General features: G+C 44.7%; 16 protein-coding genes and 4 tRNA genes. 11 read left to right on the plus strand and 9 right to left on the minus strand.

Translation table 11 applies throughout. The features are described from left to right. Positions 1 to 302: 302 nt before the first annotated feature. A complete protein-coding gene (gene hemA, locus AC5JP1_RS09070) occupies positions 303 to 1,703 on the minus strand; it encodes a glutamyl-tRNA reductase (protein WP_493843887.1) in 1,401 nt (466 codons plus the stop codon). A gap of 550 nt (positions 1,704 to 2,253) precedes the next feature. On the opposite strand from hemA, the gene AC5JP1_RS09075 reads away from it, so the two are divergent. The 10 genes from AC5JP1_RS09075 (at position 2,254) to AC5JP1_RS09120 (ending at position 11,170) form a co-directional block, all read left to right on the plus strand. Further along, positions 2,254 to 4,191, plus strand: coding sequence for a tetratricopeptide repeat protein (locus AC5JP1_RS09075; RefSeq protein ID WP_493843888.1), 1,938 nt, complete (start codon positions 2,254 to 2,256; stop codon positions 4,189 to 4,191). Between the two features lie 162 nt (positions 4,192 to 4,353). Beyond that, positions 4,354 to 4,983, plus strand: coding sequence for a lipoprotein insertase outer membrane protein LolB (gene lolB, locus AC5JP1_RS09080; protein ID WP_493843889.1), 630 nt, complete (start codon positions 4,354 to 4,356; stop codon positions 4,981 to 4,983). A gap of 75 nt (positions 4,984 to 5,058) precedes the next feature. Then, positions 5,059 to 6,021: a 4-(cytidine 5'-diphospho)-2-C-methyl-D-erythritol kinase gene (ispE, locus tag AC5JP1_RS09085; RefSeq protein WP_493843890.1), complete on the plus strand. Its 963-nt coding sequence runs from the start codon at positions 5,059 to 5,061 to the stop codon at positions 6,019 to 6,021. 168 nt (positions 6,022 to 6,189) lie between these two features. After that, positions 6,190 to 6,265: transfer RNA gene (locus AC5JP1_RS09090), tRNA-Gln, on the plus strand. 238 nt (positions 6,266 to 6,503) lie between these two features. Continuing rightward, positions 6,504 to 6,579 (plus strand) — tRNA-Gln (locus AC5JP1_RS09095). A gap of 108 nt (positions 6,580 to 6,687) precedes the next feature. Further along, the gene (locus AC5JP1_RS09100) at positions 6,688 to 7,635 is read left to right on the plus strand and encodes a ribose-phosphate pyrophosphokinase (protein ID WP_057758042.1); all 948 of its coding nucleotides are present in this window, start codon (positions 6,688 to 6,690) and stop codon (positions 7,633 to 7,635) included. 436 nt (positions 7,636 to 8,071) lie between these two features. After that, on the plus strand, positions 8,072 to 8,761 hold the full coding sequence (locus tag AC5JP1_RS09105) for a 50S ribosomal protein L25/general stress protein Ctc (RefSeq protein ID WP_201548987.1): 690 nt from the start codon (positions 8,072 to 8,074) through the stop codon (positions 8,759 to 8,761). 177 nt (positions 8,762 to 8,938) lie between these two features. Further along, on the plus strand, positions 8,939 to 9,520 hold the full coding sequence (pth, locus tag AC5JP1_RS09110; protein WP_201548988.1) for an aminoacyl-tRNA hydrolase: 582 nt from the start codon (positions 8,939 to 8,941) through the stop codon (positions 9,518 to 9,520). A gap of 100 nt (positions 9,521 to 9,620) precedes the next feature. Beyond that, a complete protein-coding gene (gene panD, locus AC5JP1_RS09115; RefSeq protein WP_201548990.1) occupies positions 9,621 to 10,001 on the plus strand; it encodes an aspartate 1-decarboxylase in 381 nt (126 codons plus the stop codon). A 188-nt stretch (positions 10,002 to 10,189) separates the two neighbouring features. Beyond that, the gene (locus AC5JP1_RS09120; protein ID WP_493843891.1) at positions 10,190 to 11,170 is read left to right on the plus strand and encodes a calcium/sodium antiporter; all 981 of its coding nucleotides are present in this window, start codon (positions 10,190 to 10,192) and stop codon (positions 11,168 to 11,170) included. 99 nt (positions 11,171 to 11,269) lie between these two features. On the opposite strand, the gene AC5JP1_RS09125 is transcribed toward AC5JP1_RS09120, so the two are convergent. From AC5JP1_RS09125 to AC5JP1_RS09135, 3 genes are all read right to left on the minus strand, one after another. Beyond that, positions 11,270 to 11,932, minus strand: coding sequence for an RDD family protein (locus tag AC5JP1_RS09125; protein WP_493843892.1), 663 nt, complete (start codon positions 11,930 to 11,932; stop codon positions 11,270 to 11,272). 265 nt (positions 11,933 to 12,197) lie between these two features. Continuing rightward, positions 12,198 to 12,274 (minus strand) — tRNA-Arg (locus tag AC5JP1_RS09130). Between the two features lie 183 nt (positions 12,275 to 12,457). Next, positions 12,458 to 12,547, minus strand: a tRNA-Ser gene (locus AC5JP1_RS09135). 344 nt (positions 12,548 to 12,891) lie between these two features. Here AC5JP1_RS09135 and AC5JP1_RS09140 point away from each other — a divergent pair. Continuing rightward, a complete protein-coding gene (locus tag AC5JP1_RS09140) occupies positions 12,892 to 13,686 on the plus strand; it encodes a hydroxymethylpyrimidine/phosphomethylpyrimidine kinase (protein ID WP_493843893.1) in 795 nt (264 codons plus the stop codon). A 111-nt stretch (positions 13,687 to 13,797) separates the two neighbouring features. On the opposite strand, the gene AC5JP1_RS09145 is transcribed toward AC5JP1_RS09140, so the two are convergent. The 5 genes from AC5JP1_RS09145 to ppx form a co-directional block, all read right to left on the minus strand. Further along, on the minus strand, positions 13,798 to 14,367 hold the full coding sequence (locus AC5JP1_RS09145) for a YggT family protein (RefSeq protein ID WP_493843894.1): 570 nt from the start codon (positions 14,365 to 14,367) through the stop codon (positions 13,798 to 13,800). Between the two features lie 109 nt (positions 14,368 to 14,476). Further along, entirely contained in the window at positions 14,477 to 15,310 is an 834-nt protein-coding gene (gene proC / locus AC5JP1_RS09150; RefSeq protein WP_493843895.1) for a pyrroline-5-carboxylate reductase, read from the minus strand. Positions 15,311 to 15,477: 167 nt separating this feature from the next. Continuing rightward, positions 15,478 to 17,037, minus strand: a complete 1,560-nt coding sequence (tilS, locus tag AC5JP1_RS09155) for a tRNA lysidine(34) synthetase TilS (protein WP_493843896.1) — start codon at positions 17,035 to 17,037, stop codon at positions 15,478 to 15,480. 219 nt (positions 17,038 to 17,256) lie between these two features. After that, entirely contained in the window at positions 17,257 to 18,060 is an 804-nt protein-coding gene (locus AC5JP1_RS09160; RefSeq protein ID WP_493843897.1) for an acetyl-CoA carboxylase carboxyltransferase subunit alpha, read from the minus strand. 181 nt (positions 18,061 to 18,241) lie between these two features. Further along, a complete protein-coding gene (gene ppx / locus AC5JP1_RS09165; protein ID WP_493843898.1) occupies positions 18,242 to 19,804 on the minus strand; it encodes an exopolyphosphatase in 1,563 nt (520 codons plus the stop codon). Positions 19,805 to 20,271 lie beyond the last annotated feature (467 nt).

Here is a 20,271-nt window from a genome sequence, read left to right on the forward strand (position 1 = left end):
CAGATAGCACTTTAATATAGCGATATTGTCTTTGATGATATTGTCTTGGATAATAATGTCTTGAGCTGTTTAGAGGTTCCTCGCTTTTGAACGCATAAAAAACAAGGAACACTGATGAGATCTACTAATATTGCATCAATATATTTGTAGTCATATTACGAGCAGACATCAGCACATTATTTTGACCTAAACCATTCATAAGAGCTTGATATTAGCACTGATGCTAGAGGTTGACAACGACATGCTGGGGCAGTGTTATGACTTGCACTGTCGATGATTTGTTGATAAGTCGTGTATAACTATCAGTGCCCGCGATGAGCATCCTGTAGCCCTGAAACCACAAAGTCGAGCAGATCACTATCGCCTTCGCGCGCCGCTTTGCGCATGAGCTTTGATGGTGCATGCGTCAATGTTTGGGTTAAGCGTCGTGACAGTTCGGTGAGGATATCTTCTGGACTGACATCGTCCTGCTGCAGCTTAGCGATAGACTCGTGTAGCAGTTTATCCACTTGACCTTGGGTACAGGCGCGGTACTGTTGAATGTCTTTACCGACTTGACGAACTTGAAAGCGGCGGTCTATCTCAACAACCAATTGACTCACCAGTAACTCAGCGTCAACCGCTGCTTGCCGACGCTGCTCGATATTGCCAGCAATCACATGCTGTAGATCATCGACAGAGTATAGATACACATCATCAATGCGGCTGATGTTGGAGTCGATATCGCGCGGTACTGCCAAGTCTATCATCAGCATTGGCTGATAACGACGACGCTTGAGTGCTTGCATCGTCATTGTCTTATCAATCAACAAGTCCATACTGCCGCTACAGCTACTGACAATATCTGCTTCTGCCAGTACTTGTGGCAACTCTTGCAATGGCTTGACATCGACACGGCGATTGGGACTACGCAGTTCCGCCGCCAATGCTTCGGCACGCTCAGGATTGCGATTACAGATAATGACTCGTCCTACCCCAAGCCCTGCGATATGGGTCGCGACCAAGCGGTTCATTTCGCCTGCAGCAACGACCAATAGTGTACGACTAGGCAGATCATCAAATATTTGCGTGACCAGTTTCGCCGCAGCAAAGCTAAGCGATACCGCTTGCGCGCCGACCTGCGTCTCATTACGTACTCGTTTGGCCGCAGCAAATACTTGATCTACAATCCAACCAAGCTGATTACTGAGTACTTTTTGCTCTTGCGCTAAGTGCACAGAGCGCTTTATTTGACCAAGGATTTGTGGCTCGCCCAGTATCATAGAGTCGAGCCCTGCAGCTACTCTTAACCAATGGGTCAATGCATGAGTATCACGATGTACATAAAGGTAAGGGTCGATGTCTGAGAGTGGGAGCTGTTTGAATTCAGCAAGCCACGTCTTTATTTTGATAATGTGAGCGCTAATAGCAGCAGCCGAAACATTGCTGCTACCACTAAAGTTGTTTTTCTCGGTAGTAACGGTCGTTTGCAAGCTAGATGGTTGCGATGCTGAGTTGTGCGGCACTGAAGGTTGCGATGCTGAGTTGTGCGGCACGAGGGCATAGATCTCAGTACGGTTGCACGTTGAGACAATCACACTACCGTCAGTGAACGTCTCTATCTGGTCGAGCGCGACATTCACATCGTCACCCACAAGTGCCAAGCGCTCTCGTAGAGCGACTGGTGCGGTTTTGTGATTGACCCCAATGACCACTAATCTCATTATTGATAGACCATAAACATGACGCTCAGTTGCCTACTTACGCTATCTTATTGTGCTCAAAAGACAGTTTTTGATGACAGCGCTGAAAGGAAGACCCTAAAAACCGCTTATTATATCATTATTGCTGGCGTTAATTAACACTCACCCATCTATGATAGCTATATCTCTGTATCTGGTCACAACGGTAACAAATCAACTACCCATACGATTTATAAAATCAATAGCCAGATTTTGGCAAGTGGTCAATAAAACAAACATAAATCGCTCGCTTAGTATGACTTAACTTGTTATATTTCCACAGTATTCTGATCGATACGCACCTAAAAATAAAAACATAGTCGACCGTGTTTGCGCTTAAAACAGGCCTCACATGTTGCGTATTCATATAAGAACTATGACTCTCATCGGAGTAACACGGCTCCTATTGTTTATACTGTGCCTCTGCTCTTATAATGTCTGTCATAGGTACTCGTTACCACTATTTAACTTACAATGATTAAAATAAAATACCTCAGTGATGTAGGTAAACCATGGACGAATACGGCTATCTATGATGTTTTTTGGATCATTATTTCACGCGCATCCTCCACTTAATGAGCAATCTAGCCTTCGTGCTCTGTTGCAGGTCGTTATGGAGCGCCTGTGCCAACGGTATAAGCTTGCCTTATCATTGGCCGTTTGTTTGTGCTTGACCACACCAGTTCATGCCAGCCAGCCTGATACTTCGTCACAGGCAACCTTTCCGCAAGCACCAGCTATTATCAATAATAATCTGAATAATACCAGTACTAGCACCAACACGACTATCAACACCATCGTTCGTAGAGTCAGTCAGCCGATAGATAACATTGCAAATATTGATGGTCTAGCGCCTACTGGCTTGTGGAAACCTGAGCTTAATGAGCCAAGTTTATATGCTCTACTAGATGCAGAGTTTGCCGCGGATCGCGACAATCGACAGCGAGCGATTGCAATCTATAAGCAGCAGTCTTTCAAGGAAGACGCCACCGCAGTTTTCGAGAGAGCGCTGACTTTATCCTTACGTAACGAGCGGGTCGAAGACTCGTTAGTATTTGCCAAATCATGGCAAGACCAAAACCCTGATCATGTACCTGCTTGGTTTTATGTGGCGCATTTAGCCCTGCGCGCACACGATTATATCTTAGCTGGTGAGACGCTCAACCGTATCTTACGTTATGATCCGCGTGCAGATCTAAGCGAAATCCTCATCGGTATTTACCCAAATAACGATGAGGATAAACGCGAGCTACTTGCTGCTTTGCAGCCTCTAGATAGCGAGCAAAATGCTTCATTATCTGTACTAAAAGCAGGTCTGCTATACCAGTTTAACGAGCCTGAAGTCGCTATTGTACACATCAACCGCGCATTAGAACGTCAACCTGACTATGTGCCTTTTATTACCTTAAAAGCTGACATACTGCGCAAAATCGTTACCGCCGAGACCGTGGTCAATTATGTCAGCCAAGCGCGCCTTCGTAACCCTGATAGTAAAAGCTTGTACTTGTATGAAATTCGCTATTTATTGGATCTCAAACAAAGCGAGCAGGCTTGGAGATTGCTGCTCGAAGCCCATAATCGCTTTAGCGATGATGCCGAAATTACTTTGCTAGCGGCATTGGTGAGTCTGGATATCGAAGAGTATGCGAGCGCAGACGATCTACTCAACATACTTGCCAAAAGCCCCACCTATCTCGACCAAGCGTATTACTATCTCGGTATCAGTGCTGAGCGTCAGCAGCTCTTTGAGCAAGCCAAATACTATCTTAATGACGTGATGCAAGAGGACTTGGTATTAGAAGCTCGTAGAAAGGTAGTGGCGTTTGAATTACTTGATAACGATGTTGACGCCGCCATCGCTACGTTAGAAAAGCTACGCAAAGACTTTACAGTATTTGCGCCTGACACGTTTGTCATGCAGGCCGATATTTTGTGGCAACAAAACCAATCAGCAGAAGCATTGCTGCTACTAACACGTGCCGCCCGCAAATACCCTGATAATGAAATGCTACTGTTTGCTCGGGCTCAGCTCTTAGATGACAAAGATGATTATGTCGTCAAGCGCACTTTACTCAATCATCTGCAAGCATTAGATCCTAGTAACCTATCTTACCAGCTCAGTTATGCGCAGTTACTATTGGCCAACGAGCGCAGCTCAGAACAAGGTCTAGCACTAGCCACCTCTATTATTCAGATTCGCTACGATGACCCCCGCTATGATAACGAGCTCCATCTGCAAGCCCTAAATGTACTGGCGGGCAATGCACTGGCGAAAGAAAACTATAAACAAGTGATTAACTATCTACAGACACCTTATGATGTTCTGCCAACCCTGCGCTCAGGTACTTTGCTATTGCGCGCTTACCAAGGGCTAGGCAATAACGACAAGGTTGAAGCTCTACTCGCAGACTTACAACAGCGCTTCTCATTTGGACAACACAATATCAATGACCGCATACAGTTGTATTGATATTGACGGTTCAAGCTCCCTGTTTGGTCTTTTAGCTCTATAAATAATATAGCAGTTATAAATTACAAGGCAGTTATAAGAAGCTAACAGCCGTGCATAACCGAGCAACAAATAACGCTTAAGCTAATATCTTTGTTTAATTTCCTATTTTGAGAACCTACTATGTCTGTATCACTCTCGTCTTATAAACCAAATAAATTGACGCTATTGACTGCCATGGCGACCGCAATGGTCATCACCTCTGGCTGTCAGTCGCTAAAAACAGCCAGCGCAACCAATCAACCAACTGCCATGCAAGGTCAAAATGCCGAACAACCCAAAAAGCTAGAAAGCTTTGACATCACTGGTAAAATTGGGGTGACAATGCCTGCTAATGATACTTCAGGTACCCAAGGCGGTAGTGCGTTTTATGCATGGGGTCAACAAGACGATCGTTTTGCGATTGAGCTCATCGGCGCACTCGGTATCGGCAAAACCAACATTGAGTACAACGGTCAAACGGCGACGCTAGTTAGTGAAAAAACAGGCACATTGACCGCTAATGATCCTGAAACCTTGCTCAAAAAAGCCACTGGCTGGCAAGCGCCTATCTCACAGATGCCTTATTGGATATCTGGACGTCCGGCACCTTCAGACAGCGCGCCACAGCTTGATGCTCAAAACCGCTTAGTCAGTTCAGTCAATGGCGAATGGAATGCGAAATTCACTTACAAAGGTGATGATAAGCTACCCAGCAAGATCAGTGCCGTACGGTCACAAGGAAGTAAAGTTGTGATGACGATCAACCACTAACGCATCACAACTCGCTAATAAAACCACTCCACAAGCTATCATTGCTTGTTAAGATAGCTGTTTTTGACCGAGATTATGACTAAAGATACTGCTATAGCGTCGACCTCTACCCTCACTCGTTTATCCCCTGCAAAAATCAATCTATTTTTGCACGTTACGGGCAAACGAGTTGATGGCTATCATAATTTGCAAACGGTATTTCGCCTGCTTGACTGGGGCGATTATTTACATTTTACGGTTAGCGATGATGCTGTGATACAAACGGCTGATAATGAATTAGATGCTACTACCCTTTGTCATCAGCTATTGGTATTAGCAGGTGCCGAGACGATCACGGCCAATATAGAAGACAATTTAATATTTAAAGCAGCGCGCGCATTGCTAGCATTTGCTATACAGTCAGAGGCTCTACCAAAGCAATTGGTACAAGTTACTGTCGCCTTAGACAAGCATTTACCAATGGGCGCAGGGTTGGGCGGTGGCTCGTCCAATGCCGCAACGACCATGCTGGCACTCAATGAGATTTGGCAGCTCAATTTTACTTGCCATGAGCTGATAAAAATTGGTGCAAAGGTCGGTGCAGACGTACCCATATTTATCTTTGGTCAAGATGCCATTGCCATGGGTATTGGTGAAGAATTGACGGCCATTGATCTACCTGATCAGCATTATTTAGTTTTAACGCCTGATGCGCATGTCAATACTGCTACCCTATTTGTCCATCCCCAGCTACAGCGAAATATCTCCCCTATTTCGGCTGACACTATTCAGAACCAATACGCTGACTATGTGCAAACGCTTACCGCGTCCTATCACAATGTTTTTACCCCAGTAGTGACAAGCCTAGCTCCCGCTGTTGCAGAGGCTTTAGATTACTTGCAAGGGTTAGAGGCACAAGCAATGAGTACAGCACGTATGACTGGCTCAGGTAGTGCAGTGTTTTTGCCTTTGGACGCGAGTATTTCCAGTAATAAAAAGCTATTGGAAAAGTGGGTTACAGAGGCACCTTGTGCAGGGTATGTGGTGGAAAGTTTATAGGTCTCTATCATTGCTTCCATACACTTTATTTTTGTTTAAAGTTGATGTAATGCTGTCAATTTTGACCAACTAAAAACTGACAACGGCTGATTCTTATTAATAAATCTCAGAAAAAAGCGCAAATGACTTGCAAAATCTGAAAATTTACTTATAATAGGTCGCCACAATAGGGGTATAGCCAAGTTGGTAAGGCATCAGGTTTTGATCCTGACATCCGTTGGTTCGAGTCCAGCTACCCCTGCCATTTTTAGTACGAAGCGTTAGAGATATAGTGAGTATAAGCGGTTTATAGACAACCTCTTATCTTATTGTCATTGACAACGTTATCCCAGTTTCGGTATAGTTCGCAATGGACACCGCTAGGGAAAGGTTATGTTTTAGACGACGCAATCGTTTATAAGATAACTGACAGGTCGTGACACCATTCTAAGAATGACTATTAGTCGCTATTAGCTCTCGGTTGTTCATAGCCTAGACATTACAGGGGTATAGCCAAGTTGGTAAGGCATCAGGTTTTGATCCTGACATCCGTTGGTTCGAGTCCAGCTACCCCTGCCATTTTTACTGTAATAGTAGTCATCAACACCTTCACCACTCTTTTCTTAATTTGAGCAGTTTGTCACTGCTTAGCGGTCGCTGCTTGAGTCAATCAATAGGACTTCTGTCATGCCTTATTTGGCGATTTTTACGGGTAATGCCCACCCAGAATTAGCAAAAACCGTAGCCGATCATCTTCATATACCTCTTGGTAAAGCTGACATCACGCGTTTTTCTGATGGCGAAATTGCCGTGGAAATCAAAGAACACGTACGTGGTAAAGATGTGTTTATCATGCAGCCTACTTGTGCACCGACCAACGACAACTTGATGGAAATCATGATGATGGCAGACGCCTTGCGTCGCTCTAGTGCTGGCCGTATCACAGCTGTCATGCCATATTTTGGTTATGCTCGTCAGGATCGTCGCCCGCGTTCAGCTCGTGTACCTATCTCAGCCAAAGTCGTCGCTGATATGCTAAATATCGTTAGTATTGATCGCGTCATGACAGTTGATTTGCACTCAGATCAGATTCAGGGTTTCTTTGATATTCCTGTAGACAACATCTACGGTACGCCAGTACTCTTAAACGACCTACAAAAACAAGATTATGACAATATCATGGTGGTTTCACCTGACGTAGGCGGCGTGGTTCGTGCTCGTGCAATGGCCAAGCAATTAGGCGATACTGACATGGCGATTATCGATAAGCGCCGTGCGCGTGCCAATGAGTCACAAGTAATGCATATCATTGGTGATGTTCGTGACCGTGATTGCGTTATCGTTGATGATATGGTCGATACTGCAGGTACGCTATGCAAAGCTGCCGAAGCACTAAAAGAAAATGGTGCACGTCGCGTATTGGCTTATATCACCCACCCTGTCCTGTCAGGTAACGCACTCAAAAACATCAGCGAATCGGCGCTAGACGAAGTCGTTGTGACTGATACAATTCCACTATCAGCTGAAGCAAAAGCCTGCAGCAAAATCCGTCAGGTCAGTATCGCGCCGATGCTTGCTGAGAGCTTACGCCGTATCAATAATGAAGAATCTATTAGCGCGATGTTTGATGCCTAATGTTTAGTGATCAGTGTTTAATACTGAACGCTAGATAGTAGTTGTTATAATCAAAACAGCAACGCCTGTGTTAATAGATATTGAATAAGCCAAAGAAATAGCGCCAAGTATGAGTACTTGGCGCTATTTTTATGTCCGTGATTTGCGTAGGTCTTTATTATTGCTACAAAATCACGTATAATGCGCGCCTGTGCTGACCTTTTGTTTTATTACGCAAGGGTGGCATTATTAAAAGTGCTGATCAAGCTGAACAATAATGGCTACTGTAGTATTTATTACTATAAAAATCATTATCTTAAGCAAATGGCTAATATTGTTAATCGTGTTATTTACATACGATGATAAACCTTAGCTCTCATCACGTATTAGTGGATTGGTCGCAAATCCACTTTTTTATGACCAGACACTTCATCATTCTTTTTATAGGATTATATCCATGAGCATTAATCATTTTGAACTAAAAGCCGTTGATCGTTCTGCTGAACTACAAGGTAAAGGTGCGAGCCGCCGCCTACGTAAGCAGAACCTAGTTCCTGCTATCATCTATGGTGGTAATGAAGAACCAACAGCTATCTCTATCAAGCTTAACGAACTAGTAAAATCACTAGAATTCGAAGCGTTCTTCTCACACATCTTGACTATCAATGTTGATGGTGAAGAGCATCAAGCAGTCATCAAAGACTTGCAGCGTCATCCTGCTAAAGGTTTCCCAATGCATGCTGATTTTCAGCGCATTGTGAAAGGTCAAAAAATCCACATGAACGTTCCTGTGCATTTCTCTGGCCGTGAAGAAGCGCCTGGTACTGCTGCTGGTGGCGTATTGTCTACTCTAGTATCTGACATCGAAATCATCTGCCTACCATCTAAACTTCCTGAATACCTAGATGTAGACGTTTCTGGTATGGAAATCGGTGATTTGTTCCGTCTATCAGACATCGAACTTCCTGAAGGTGTGGTGATTCATGAGCTTGAGCTAGAAGACGGCCATGACCGTACTATCGTTAACATGCAGCCACCTACTGTTGAAGAAGTTGACGAAGATGCTGAAGACGTTGATGCTGATGAAGTACCAGCAACTGAGCAAAACGCTGAAGTTGACACTGAAGAGAAAGAAGACGACGAGTAAGATACACTTTCTATGTAGCGACTCATATTGCGCTATGTAGTGACAGACTCGTTTAGTCAACAAAACAGCAGGTGATTCAAAATCTCCTGCTGTTTTTGTAAGTAAGGTTTGAAAATACACAGTTTTCTCAAATTTAAAGCCTTATCTCTATTTATCGTATTCAAGCAGGGTGTTTTTATGGCCATAAAGCTTATTGTCGGTCTTGGTAATCCTGGTCAGCAGTATATGTTCACGCGTCATAATGCTGGGTTTTGGTTCGTTCATCATTTGGCACAGCAGTTCAATATCACGCTCGCCCCTGACAAGAAGTTTCACGGGGTGACAGGACGCGGGCAAATCCATGGGTCTGATGTGCGTCTACTGATGCCGCTGACGTTTATGAATAAATCTGGTCAGTCAGTCGTGCCTATGGTAAATTTTTATGGCATCAAAAACGACGAGCTATTGATTGCTCATGATGAGCTCGACATCCCAGCTGGCAGCATCAAGCTCAAAACCGATGGCGGTCATGGCGGTCATAATGGTCTGCGTGATATTACACCGCACATCGGCAATGACTTTCATCGTCTGCGCGTAGGTATTGGCCACCCAGGACACAAGTCCAAAGTTAGTGGACATGTCCTCTCAAAAGCGTCACCCGATGAGCAAATCGCTATCGATAGCGCATTGACAGCAGCTTTTGAAGCACTACCCCTGTTGATGAGTGGCGATACTGAGAAAGCCCGCTCACAAATTAATGGCTTTAAATTACCTGAATAATATAGCGTCATTATAACAACGACCTTTTATTTTGGTAGTTTTGTCCCCATTAACCTTTTGATTTAGTTATTTAATATCAGTTACGCTAAGGAAGCAACCTATGCTACTTAATATGCTTAAATGCAAATTACATCGTGCTCGTGTTACCCATGCTGAGCTTCATTATGAAGGCTCATGCGGTATCGATGGTGATCTACTTGACCTTGCTGGTCTACGTGAAAACGAATCTATCGATATCTATAATGTGACCAATGGCAAGCGCTTTCGCACCTATGCTATCCGTGCTGAAGCAGGCTCTGGTATTATCTCATTAAATGGTGCTGCAGCTCATATGGCAGATTTAGGTGACATCGTCATTATCTGTGCTTATGCCCAGTTTGATGAAGTTGAAGCATCTACCTACCAACCAAAACTTGTCTACTGTAATGAAGACAACACGGTTAAAGACACAGCAAATATCATCCCTGTACAAGTTGCTTAATATGACAGGATGACGAGGTTTTGGTTAGATCAAGAGAAATATCAAACTAGAGCGTTGGTTTAACTCTGGTTATTACCAAAAACCTCGATGCTAAAATGAAAGCTGAATCTTTGTGTCGATTCAGCTTTTTTTGTGCCAGTTTTATTTATCAAGTTCATCACTTTTATTATCTATAAGGAAACATACTGATGTGGTTGGCAGTGATTGCAATACTGATTGGGTTAGCAATTTTGGTTTGGAGTGCCGATGTCTTTATTGATGGGGCGACAGCACTAGCAAAGAAGTTTAGCGTGCCAAGCTTCTTGATCGGCGTATTGATACTGGGTATCGGCACATCAGCCCCTGAAATGGTGGTGTCAGTATTGGCCGCAATTGAAGGCAGCCCTGAGCTGGCTTTGGGTAATGCTTATGGCTCAAACATCATCAATATTGCCTTGGTACTCGGTGCAACCGTACTGATTAGCCCTATTATCATTCGTAAGGGCATCGTAAAGCGCGATCTACCTCTATTACTCCTAATCACTGCTACAGCGGCATGGCAGCTACGTGATGGCGTGTTGAGCCAAGCTGATGGTATTGTGCTACTGATACTCTTGGTTGTCGTCTTAGCGATACAGATCGTACTGAGTATCCGTGAAGGGTATCATGAGCATGAGGATGATGTGATTGTTGAGAGCACTGATTCAGATTACATAGAGCCAAGTATGGCGCGTGGTCTTGTCAGCTTACTTATCGGTATGCTGATGCTGGTCATCAGTTCACGTGCTATCGTCTGGGGTGCGGTCGAGCTGGCGACGCTGTGGGGGCTCAGTGAGCTTATCATTGGATTGACGATTGTCGCCGTTGGCACCTCATTGCCCGAGCTGGTGTCTAGCTTGTCAGCGGCGCGTAAAGGCGAGCATGATATGGCGCTAGGTAATATCATTGGCTCAAACATCTTTAACACATTAGCCGTTGTCGGTTTGGCAACCGTGATTGCCCCTATTACCGCTGATCCCATTATTTTTTCACGCGATGTGATGGCGATGGGATTACTGACCGTGTTGCTTGTTGTTCTATGCGTGTTTGCTTTTGCCACCAAGCGCCAATTTGGCCGTCTATCAGGCGCGACCTTGGTACTTTTCTTTGTGGGTTATACCGCATGGCTGATCCAAAGCGTCAGTATGTAACCAGCATTTTTCTTATACCATTCAATTTTCAATAATTTGGATGGTATCGTTTCAAACGGTCTGTTTAGGGTTCAGCAAAAAGCTATCTATTGGATAATGCTATGGTTTTTTGTTACGGTTTCTAAAGCCGCGCCATAACCCTTCGTGTGCTACTTTTGGCATTTTTAGCGTGATGGTATTCGATAGCATGTCCTGTACTGCCAGACCGCGAGGGTTGAACAGACAGAATACATAGTTAAATACCAATCCAAGGAACGCGCTGGCAAGTAAGGCGGCGCGTGACCCATCGACTAAACTACCGATAATGCCAAAAAGTAATGGCATCAAACAAGCTGACAAGATACGTTTGAACGACTGCCCCCATGTTAGCCATTGACCAGCATCATTGATAGTCTTCAATCGCCATGTCTGCATTCCCAATGTCTGCCCGCCGCGGCGCCAAAATATGCCATAGAATGCGACCAACGTCAGCACAAACGACGGCGTCATAATGGCGTTTTGGTACCATAGCGGTAGCGACTGGGCCTGCGATGACTCAGTCCCCGTCTCCATCGTTAGAATCGTTCCCACTACCGTCAGTATCGTTCCCACCAAAAACAACAATGCCAAAATCAGCATGCCATCATAAAGAATCGCCACAACTCGAGTCGTGGGTTTAGCGATGGTAGGCTCTTCATTGGGATTTTGCTGCACAGAAGCACTCGGCTGAGGCTTCGCATTGCGAGTAGATTTTAATGGGCGTTTAGATGGACGTTTTGACATGGTACAAGCTCATAGCAAGCAGTGAATAATAGCGCTATTGTACCGTAAATTATTGGACTGTCGTACATTATCCTAAATGACTGTCCAATCACGCTAGCGACCGTCACCATGCATCTGCATCAGTCATAAGATAATGATGACAAATTACAAAGGAGTCACTGATAACTTTAGACGACGACTGAAGGTTTTAAACCACACAAAATTTGGACATAAAAAAACCGCCAATTGTCATAAGACAGGCGATTGATTTAGTTGATTATGCAAATGGTGCGCCTGGAGAGATTCGAACTCCCGACCCCTTAGTTCGTAGCCAAGTGCTCTATCCAACTGAGCTACAGGCGCGTATTTTGCAAATCATTTACTGACTTGTTAAAAACAATCTCAGTAAATTAGGTTGGCTATTATATAGATAATATCGCTTGTGTCAACATCTTTTTTAATTAAAAAGAAAATACTTTTTGATTTAACCATTAAAATGTTCAACGCCAGTATACTGCGCTACTACTCTAATAACAACTGAATAAATGGCGGTGAAGGAGGGATTCGAACCCTCGATACGCTTACACGTATGGTTCCTTAGCAGGGAACTGGTTTCAGCCACTCACCCACTTCACCTAACGAATCAAGACATTTATAAAACCGCTATAAACATAGTATTGATGCTAACAATACGTCTCATGTCGTGGGCGAGTATTATAACAAAGCCAAAATGAATTGCAAGCCTTGTCTGCTAATTTAATGCAGCTTTTATCATAATTAAAGATATAAGTACCTATCTCACGTACTATTGCTAAAAATTGTACCATCTCTTAGCGAAGCATCACTACTTACTTGGTCATCGTTGATGATGTTTTTGCTACTTGCTACTTGCTCTATAAACGCTAGACTATGATAGATTTTTTGGCAGTAGGTGGCTATAGTATTTATTACTTATTTCAAAATATCTAAAAGGAGCGGTTATGCGACCTGTCGTACTGTGTTTTTCAGGATTGGATCCCTCAGGTGGTGCTGGGTTACAAGCAGATATTGAGGCCATCGGACAGACAGGAGCACATGCTGCCATCGCTTGTACGGCAGTCACTATTCAGAGCTCACAGCAGGTATTTGGTTTTGACGCTTGCGCCGCAGATTTGGTACAAGCTCAAGCCAATGCTGTACTCGATGATCTGCCAGTGAGCGCTATCAAATCAGGCATGCTTGGCACCACTGACAATATTGCAATGCTCACACGCTTATTTGCAGAAGAAAAGATCTCCAAAGACATACCTTTTGTGTTGGATCCTGTATTGGTTGCCAATAGCGGTGGTAGCTTGGGTGACGAAAAGACATTAGTGAGTGCCTTTAGACAGCTCCTACCCTATGCCACCTTAATCACACCAAATACGCACGAGCTTCGAGCATTAAGCGGCGAACAGGACTTACACAGTGGGGCAAAGCAGCTGTGCGCACAAGGCGCTCATGCCGTACTGGTAAAAACTTCACACGATTTTGAAGATGGTGATATCGAGCAGTACCTATACATAAAGGGCGAGATGGTACACAAAAGCACGTTGCCGCGTCTAAATGGTGAGTTCCATGGCTCAGGATGCTCTCTTGCTAGCTTTATCGCTGGACGTTTGGCGATGGGTGATAATTTGATTGATGCAATAAAAGCAGCAGACAGCTGGATTATTCAGACATTACGTGCAGCTGACGCACCGCACCCTAATGATGCTCAGGCTCAATTAATACCCAACCGCTTTGTTAGTTTTTAATACTATTATAGAAGCCTGTCTCACACATGCAGCAAATAAAAAAGCGCTCTATATGCCATAGAGCGCTTTTTTGTACTATATATTTTTGGATTGAACGATATGACGTTTACCCTACCCTAACATTGGCATCACACTGGCAGTTAACCCGCCAATAAATATCTCAAGTAAGTAAAAAGCAAAAAAAGCAACCATTGGTGACAAGTCAAGCATACCTAGATTTGGCGTAATACGACGAAACGGCGCGAGTATCGGCTCTGCTAAGTTCATAATAATGTCGATGATAGGATGCTGAGACTGGGTAAACACCACGATCCAGCTAACGATGATAGAACCAATCACTAAGTAGCGACACATGCGCAAAAAATCTAATATTAAGCTGGTCGTACCCGTAAAGAATAACGGTACAGGGGCTATACCTTGATGCGTCAATGCTGCTTTTCCAGAGATATCGATCAGACGAATCAAAAACATTAGGACAATAGCAGCAATGCTGATACGACCCTGTGCTACCGTTGGAAAAATACGCCCAAATACATCGACGACATGAGTCGCTTTGTAGGCAGGCGCAATCATGGGATTGCTCGCATCCATCCCTGCAAACTGCAACATAAAACGAATAAACACCAGCATCATAGCGAATGTGGTGACCAAATCAAAAATTTGAAATAACATGTTGTTCATGAAGTGCTACTCAATGGGACATTATTAACAGATACTAGGATGACAAAGGTCATTATCAGCTGGTAGTTGCATAAGCGCTATCGTAACTTACAATACCGCGTGTCAGTAATTACTTACTCATCTCTTCACTTAACGCTTGGCTACGATCGTAGCAAGCCTGCATGGCTTCGCTGATTTGACGACCAATTTCGTTGGCTTGCATGGACTCGACCGCTGCCTGAGTCGTACCGTTCGGAGACGTCACTTTGCGGCGCAGTTCAGCTGGTGCATCATCGCTGTTCATCGCCATTTTTGCAGCGCCAAGCATGGTTTGCATTGCAAGCGCTGAGGCTTGTTCTTTGTCTAGACCTAACGCCACGGCCCCATCGACCATCGATTCGATAAAGTAAAACATATATGCTGGCGCTGAACCTGACACGGCTGTGACCGCATGCATATGCTCTTCGTCATCAACCCACATGACCAGTCCTGATGCTTCCATTACCGCAGTTGCTAGCTGTTTTTGTTCTGCTGAGATATTATCTGTGCCATAGAGACCCGTCGCACCCATCTGAATCATAGAGGGCGTGTTTGGCATGGCGCGCACAATATTGCTATAGCCGCCCAGCATACTAGATAGCAGGTCGGTCGACAGACCTGCTGCGACTGAAATGACCAATTGCGTGTCTAATACATCAGCAAAGCTACTAACGACTACTTTCATCATCTGTGGTTTTACAGCGAGTACTACGATATCAGCATCGACTACAGCGGCTGTTGCATCAGCCATTGGGTCAACGGTATTTAAGCCTTTAGCCGCCAGTTGCTCACGTGCATCGCTGCTAGGATCGGCGACCGTGATGAGATCAGGTTTGATGCCGCAGCCTACAAGCCCGCTAATAAGCGCTTGCGCCATATTTCCGCCACCAATAAAACTGATTTTCTTATTATCTAATACCGACATACTTGTCTCCTAGTCACAACATTCAAAGGTATTCAACTTAACATCTTGATATATAAAACGACACTCAGTTTATCATACTGCCACTAGTATCGTTTGATAAATTCAAACTGTGAGTGCCCACCTCAGGCTAATGACAACCAATGCGCCAGTACAAAGCACCTCGATCTTTAGTTTATGGTACGTAGGCTTAGGTTGCTTTTAATATACTCAGTTAACTTCTGATGTGTCATATCAGTTATCACGCTTTCAGAGCTCAAATCCCAACTCTCAAATGGTGATATGAGCAATATAGGCGCATCATTTTCGGTACCGTCTTTATTAATAGAAGCGACACTGATTACCAGCAGATTTTGTCGCAGCCACACTGGGATACCTAGGGTTTGATACAGTCTTTTGCCCGCTTGTGGACGCGTCGCCAGTGCAGTCTTGAGACGCTTTTTGCTATTTAACGGGGTTATTTTTAGTGTCGCTTTCGATACTCCCTCATCTGCGTGATCGCTTAGCAGCTTTGCCAGTTTATCTGTACATACTTGTAACTGCCACACATATTCAATACTGCGGCGCAACATGATTGAACCGTCATCAGCTGAATCGCTCTCAATAGAGAGCAGACCAGATAATGGCAGCACTTGCTCTGTGATTGGTATATTTAGCCAAGACAGCCATGTGCTACTCAGACGGTAGATCTGCTGACGATAGCGGCGAACAGTATAGGACTGCTTACGACCCTGCCAAAACAACTCTGTTTGATGATCTTGGTCATCACGTTGGCTTACAGTTAGTACATCATCGACGAGCTGCTTAGCAGGTGGCAACGGCTCATCTTGACCCAGCCAATGATGCAGTAGTTGGCGCTGGCGATAGATCGGTAGTGATCGTAGCGCATCAATATTGAGCACGCGCTGTGCAGTTGGTAGTTGTAGGCTTTCATTGACTGTCTGCTGCATATCTTGCTCAACTTGCGCATTGACAGTGGCTTGTGCCTCACTCAATAGCTGCGCACTACGGGTAATATTATCAATGACGTTGGGGTTATAAGTCGCCAGTATGGGCATAATGTCGCGGCGTAGCCCACTACGTACATTATCGCCGCTGTCATTGGTTGGGTCATCGATGTAGGGCAACTCTAGGCGCTGGGCATAAGCACTAATCGCGGCGCGTCTCACCGTGAGCCAAGGTCGCCACAGGATATTGCACTGTGCGCCCTGCGTTTGCACTCGCCATGGCTGCATACCAGAAATACCATTGACTCCAGCGCCTTGAATCAATCGCATCAGTACGGTTTCAGCTTGATCATCGGCATGATGTGCCAATAGCAGTACGTCATCTTGGTTCATATGTGCGCGCATGACGTCATAACGAGCTTGTCGCGCTGACTGTTCATCATGTCTTGTTATCTGTGCTTGTAGGATATGACAAGGTATATTTTGCGCTCGTGCCCAATTCGCGACATGCGCAGCCCAGTGCTGACTGTCCGCTTGCAGACCATGATCGACATGTAAGAGCTGCGGTAGACATGGCAGTCGCCCTTGGTCGTAGAGCTGCACACATAATGCTGCAAGTGCCAACGAGTCACGCCCGCCACTACATGCTAACCAAAGGCGACGACCATGTAGCTGCTCGCTATACTCAGACATACTGCTCAACAATGCGTCTGCTAATACGTCATCGACCGGCAAATCAACAATGGGTCTAACAGGATATGGGAGGATGGCATTGCTGGTCATAATCAGCCTTAGTCATTAGGGGGTTATATATTTATTGATGTGCCGATGAATGAGCATCTGTATTAGCTAAGACATTGCATGAAATGCTTTGTATTAAGGGCTGCGTATCGGGAACTTCGTATAACAATAGCCACAAAAAAACGCGCCATTAAATGACACGTTTTTATTTTAGCATTAAGACTCAGCCTCTAATATGAAAAGCTTAGAGCATGTCTTGAACTAGCAAGGCAACATCACTTCTGAATCAAAAGATTTGAGCTTTTCGTAACGTAACTCACAACGTTCTTGAGGGTCTAAGTCTTTAATCTCATCAAGCTGTTCAGTGATCAGGGTTTTTAATGCAGCCATTACAGGTTGCGGCTGTACATGTGCGCCCTCGCCTTCATCAACAACAGCATCAATCAAACCCATTTGATAAAGGTTAATGGCATTTAGCTTCAGTGCCTCACTGGCGTCTTGTGCTTTTTCAGCGGTTTTCCATAGGATAGATGCACAGCCCTCAGGAGAGATAACTGAGTAAATACTGTTCTGTAGCATGTTTACTTTGTCACCAACGCCAATAGCAAGCGCACCGCCTGAACCACCTTCACCGATAATGGTCACGATTACAGGTACCTGAAGACTAGAGAATACAGCGATGCTCTCTGCAATCGCTTGCGCTTGTCCGCGTTCTTCTGCACCAATACCAGGATAAGCCCCTTGAGTATCGACAAAAGTCATCACAGGAATATTAAAGCGCTCAGCCATTTTGACCAAACGTATCACCTTGCGGTAGCCTTCAGGATTGGCCATACCAAAGTTATGGGCGATACGCTCACGAGTACTGCGGCCACGGTGTTGACCGATTACCATCACAGGCTGACCATCAAAACGCGCCAGACCACCCAAGATGGCTTTGTCATCGGCATAAGCACGGTCACCGTGCAACTCATCAAATTCGGTAAAAAGCTGATTAACATAGTCCATAAACAATGGACGCTTGGCATGTCGTGCAAGCTGCACACTATCCCAGACAGTGCTCATAAACGCTTCCCTTTACTCATTATACTTAGTATGTATATGTTTAAAATAAGTATGTTTAAAAAATAATATCGTTATCGATCTTTTGATAATGAAAGTACAGTTGTAAACTCAATAGAAGCTATAGTAGCACATCTTATATAGCATGACATTATCGGCGACACCGCTTTTGTTACGTTACTCTTTAACTCGATACTGACAATGGTAACGGCTCGGATTCCTCGGCCTCAATCACACTCAGCTGTATGCCCCATTTGGCAAACTGGTCAATCTCTGTACGCAAATCAGCCAACAAAAATGCATAATGTTCACTGCTATCAGCAACCGTAATCTGCCACTCACTATCGCTTGTGACCTTGAGTGCTAGATCTGGTAGCTTATGATCGCTACGGCTATGGTGTGCCAAGACAGCAAGACGTAACAGCAAGCACAGATAGACCAGCTGATCGCCGCCAACCTGGCAGGTCTGATCTAACATATCGCTTTTAAGCTTGCGGCGATGATTGAGCATCAGCTGCGCCATGCGCTTTTGATCCACTTGCGAAAATCCTGGAATATCAGAATGCTCAAGCAAATAGGCACTGTGCTTATGATAGCTGCTATGACTGATCGCAAGACCTATCTCATGCAAGAACGCGGCGCGTCTGAGTAAGTCGCAATCATCATTAGTAAGATCAAGCGACTCTTTTACTTGTTCAAAAAGATTGCGGCTGGTTTTTACCACTTGTTTGGCTTGCTTTTTGTCACCTGAATAACGTTTTATCAATGCAAGCACACTACGGTCACGCACGTCTTCGCTTGCAAAACGTCCCAGCATGTCATACATCACCCCTTCACGTAATGCCCCATCTGAGTAGGTAATAGTCTCAACACCCAATACTTTCATAACGGCACGCAGTACTGCTACGCCCGCAGGGAACACGGCTTTACGGTGATCTTTGACGCCTTCTAGTTCGATATCGTCAATATTGCCAATCTTAACCAGCAGTCTCTCTAACTTTTTGACTCCTTTATAGGTGATGCGTTCTTGCTCATCAGCCCATCCCTTAGATACCAGAACGTTGCGCACGGCTTTGATCGTACCACTTGAGCCAACCACACTGCTCCAGCCTGTCTTTTGGTAACGACCATTTATTGCCAAGACTTCTTTGCGCGCGCCTGAAATCGCGTCATTGAACGCTTCTTTGGTAACAAGACCATCAGCAAAGAATTTTTGTGTAAAGGCAACGCAGCCCATCTGCAGGCTTTCGGTCAGTAGCGGATCGAACTCTTGACCGATGATAAACTCTGTTGAGCCGCCACCAATATCAATAACCAAGCGTTTATCACTACTCTCATTGGTATGCGAGACACCCAAATAGATCAGTCTTGCCTCTTCACGTCCAGCGATAGTCTCAATGGGCTTTGGCAAGATTTTATTGGCACGGGAAATAAAGTCATTAGCGTTTTTGGCTTGACGCAAGGCATTGGTAGCAACCACACGAATACGCTCTGGCGGCACAGAGTCCAAACGCGCGACAAATCGGCTCAAGCAGTCCAGACCGCGTTGCTCAGCGGCGGCGCTCAATATATTATTCTCATCCAATCCTGCAGCGAGCTGCACTTTTTCAGACATGGAGACTACTTTACGCACTTCCCCGTGATCCAGACGAGCGATGGCTAAGTGAAAACTATTGGAACCAATATCAATAGCGGCCATCATTTGATCATCGCTGAGAGGCGGATTTGCAAGATAGTCAATAGGCATAAGACAAGTCGTCACCGTGTTAGAGAGAATGTGTAGTTTATCAAAATCATGTGCTACATAGATATAGAAACCACATGTGTAGAAAAGAGCAGCATCTACAAAAATCAGGGCAATTTTGTCATTAAAGCATTTATCTCAAACACTCGCAAGCAACGTAAAATCATGGCGAGCACACAACCAACCATTCTATAAAGCAGCAGCGTTGCCATTGGTATGCTTACTGAGGGTATAGATGACGATATGCATAAGGTAAATGGCAGCCAAATAAGCAGTATCATCAAAAATCCAGTACAGATAATATTGGAACATGAGCAACATTTGGCACAGTTTGCTACAGGCTTACTCCCTCTACAGCCTACTCTTTAGACTAAGGGGACATATTGGCATTTATCGTCTAGGCACTTATTAGTTAGGCACTTATTATCTTGACACTTATCCTCTAAGCACTGGACATCTAATGCTTGTGT

The organism is Psychrobacter sp. H29 (genome assembly GCF_059073055.1).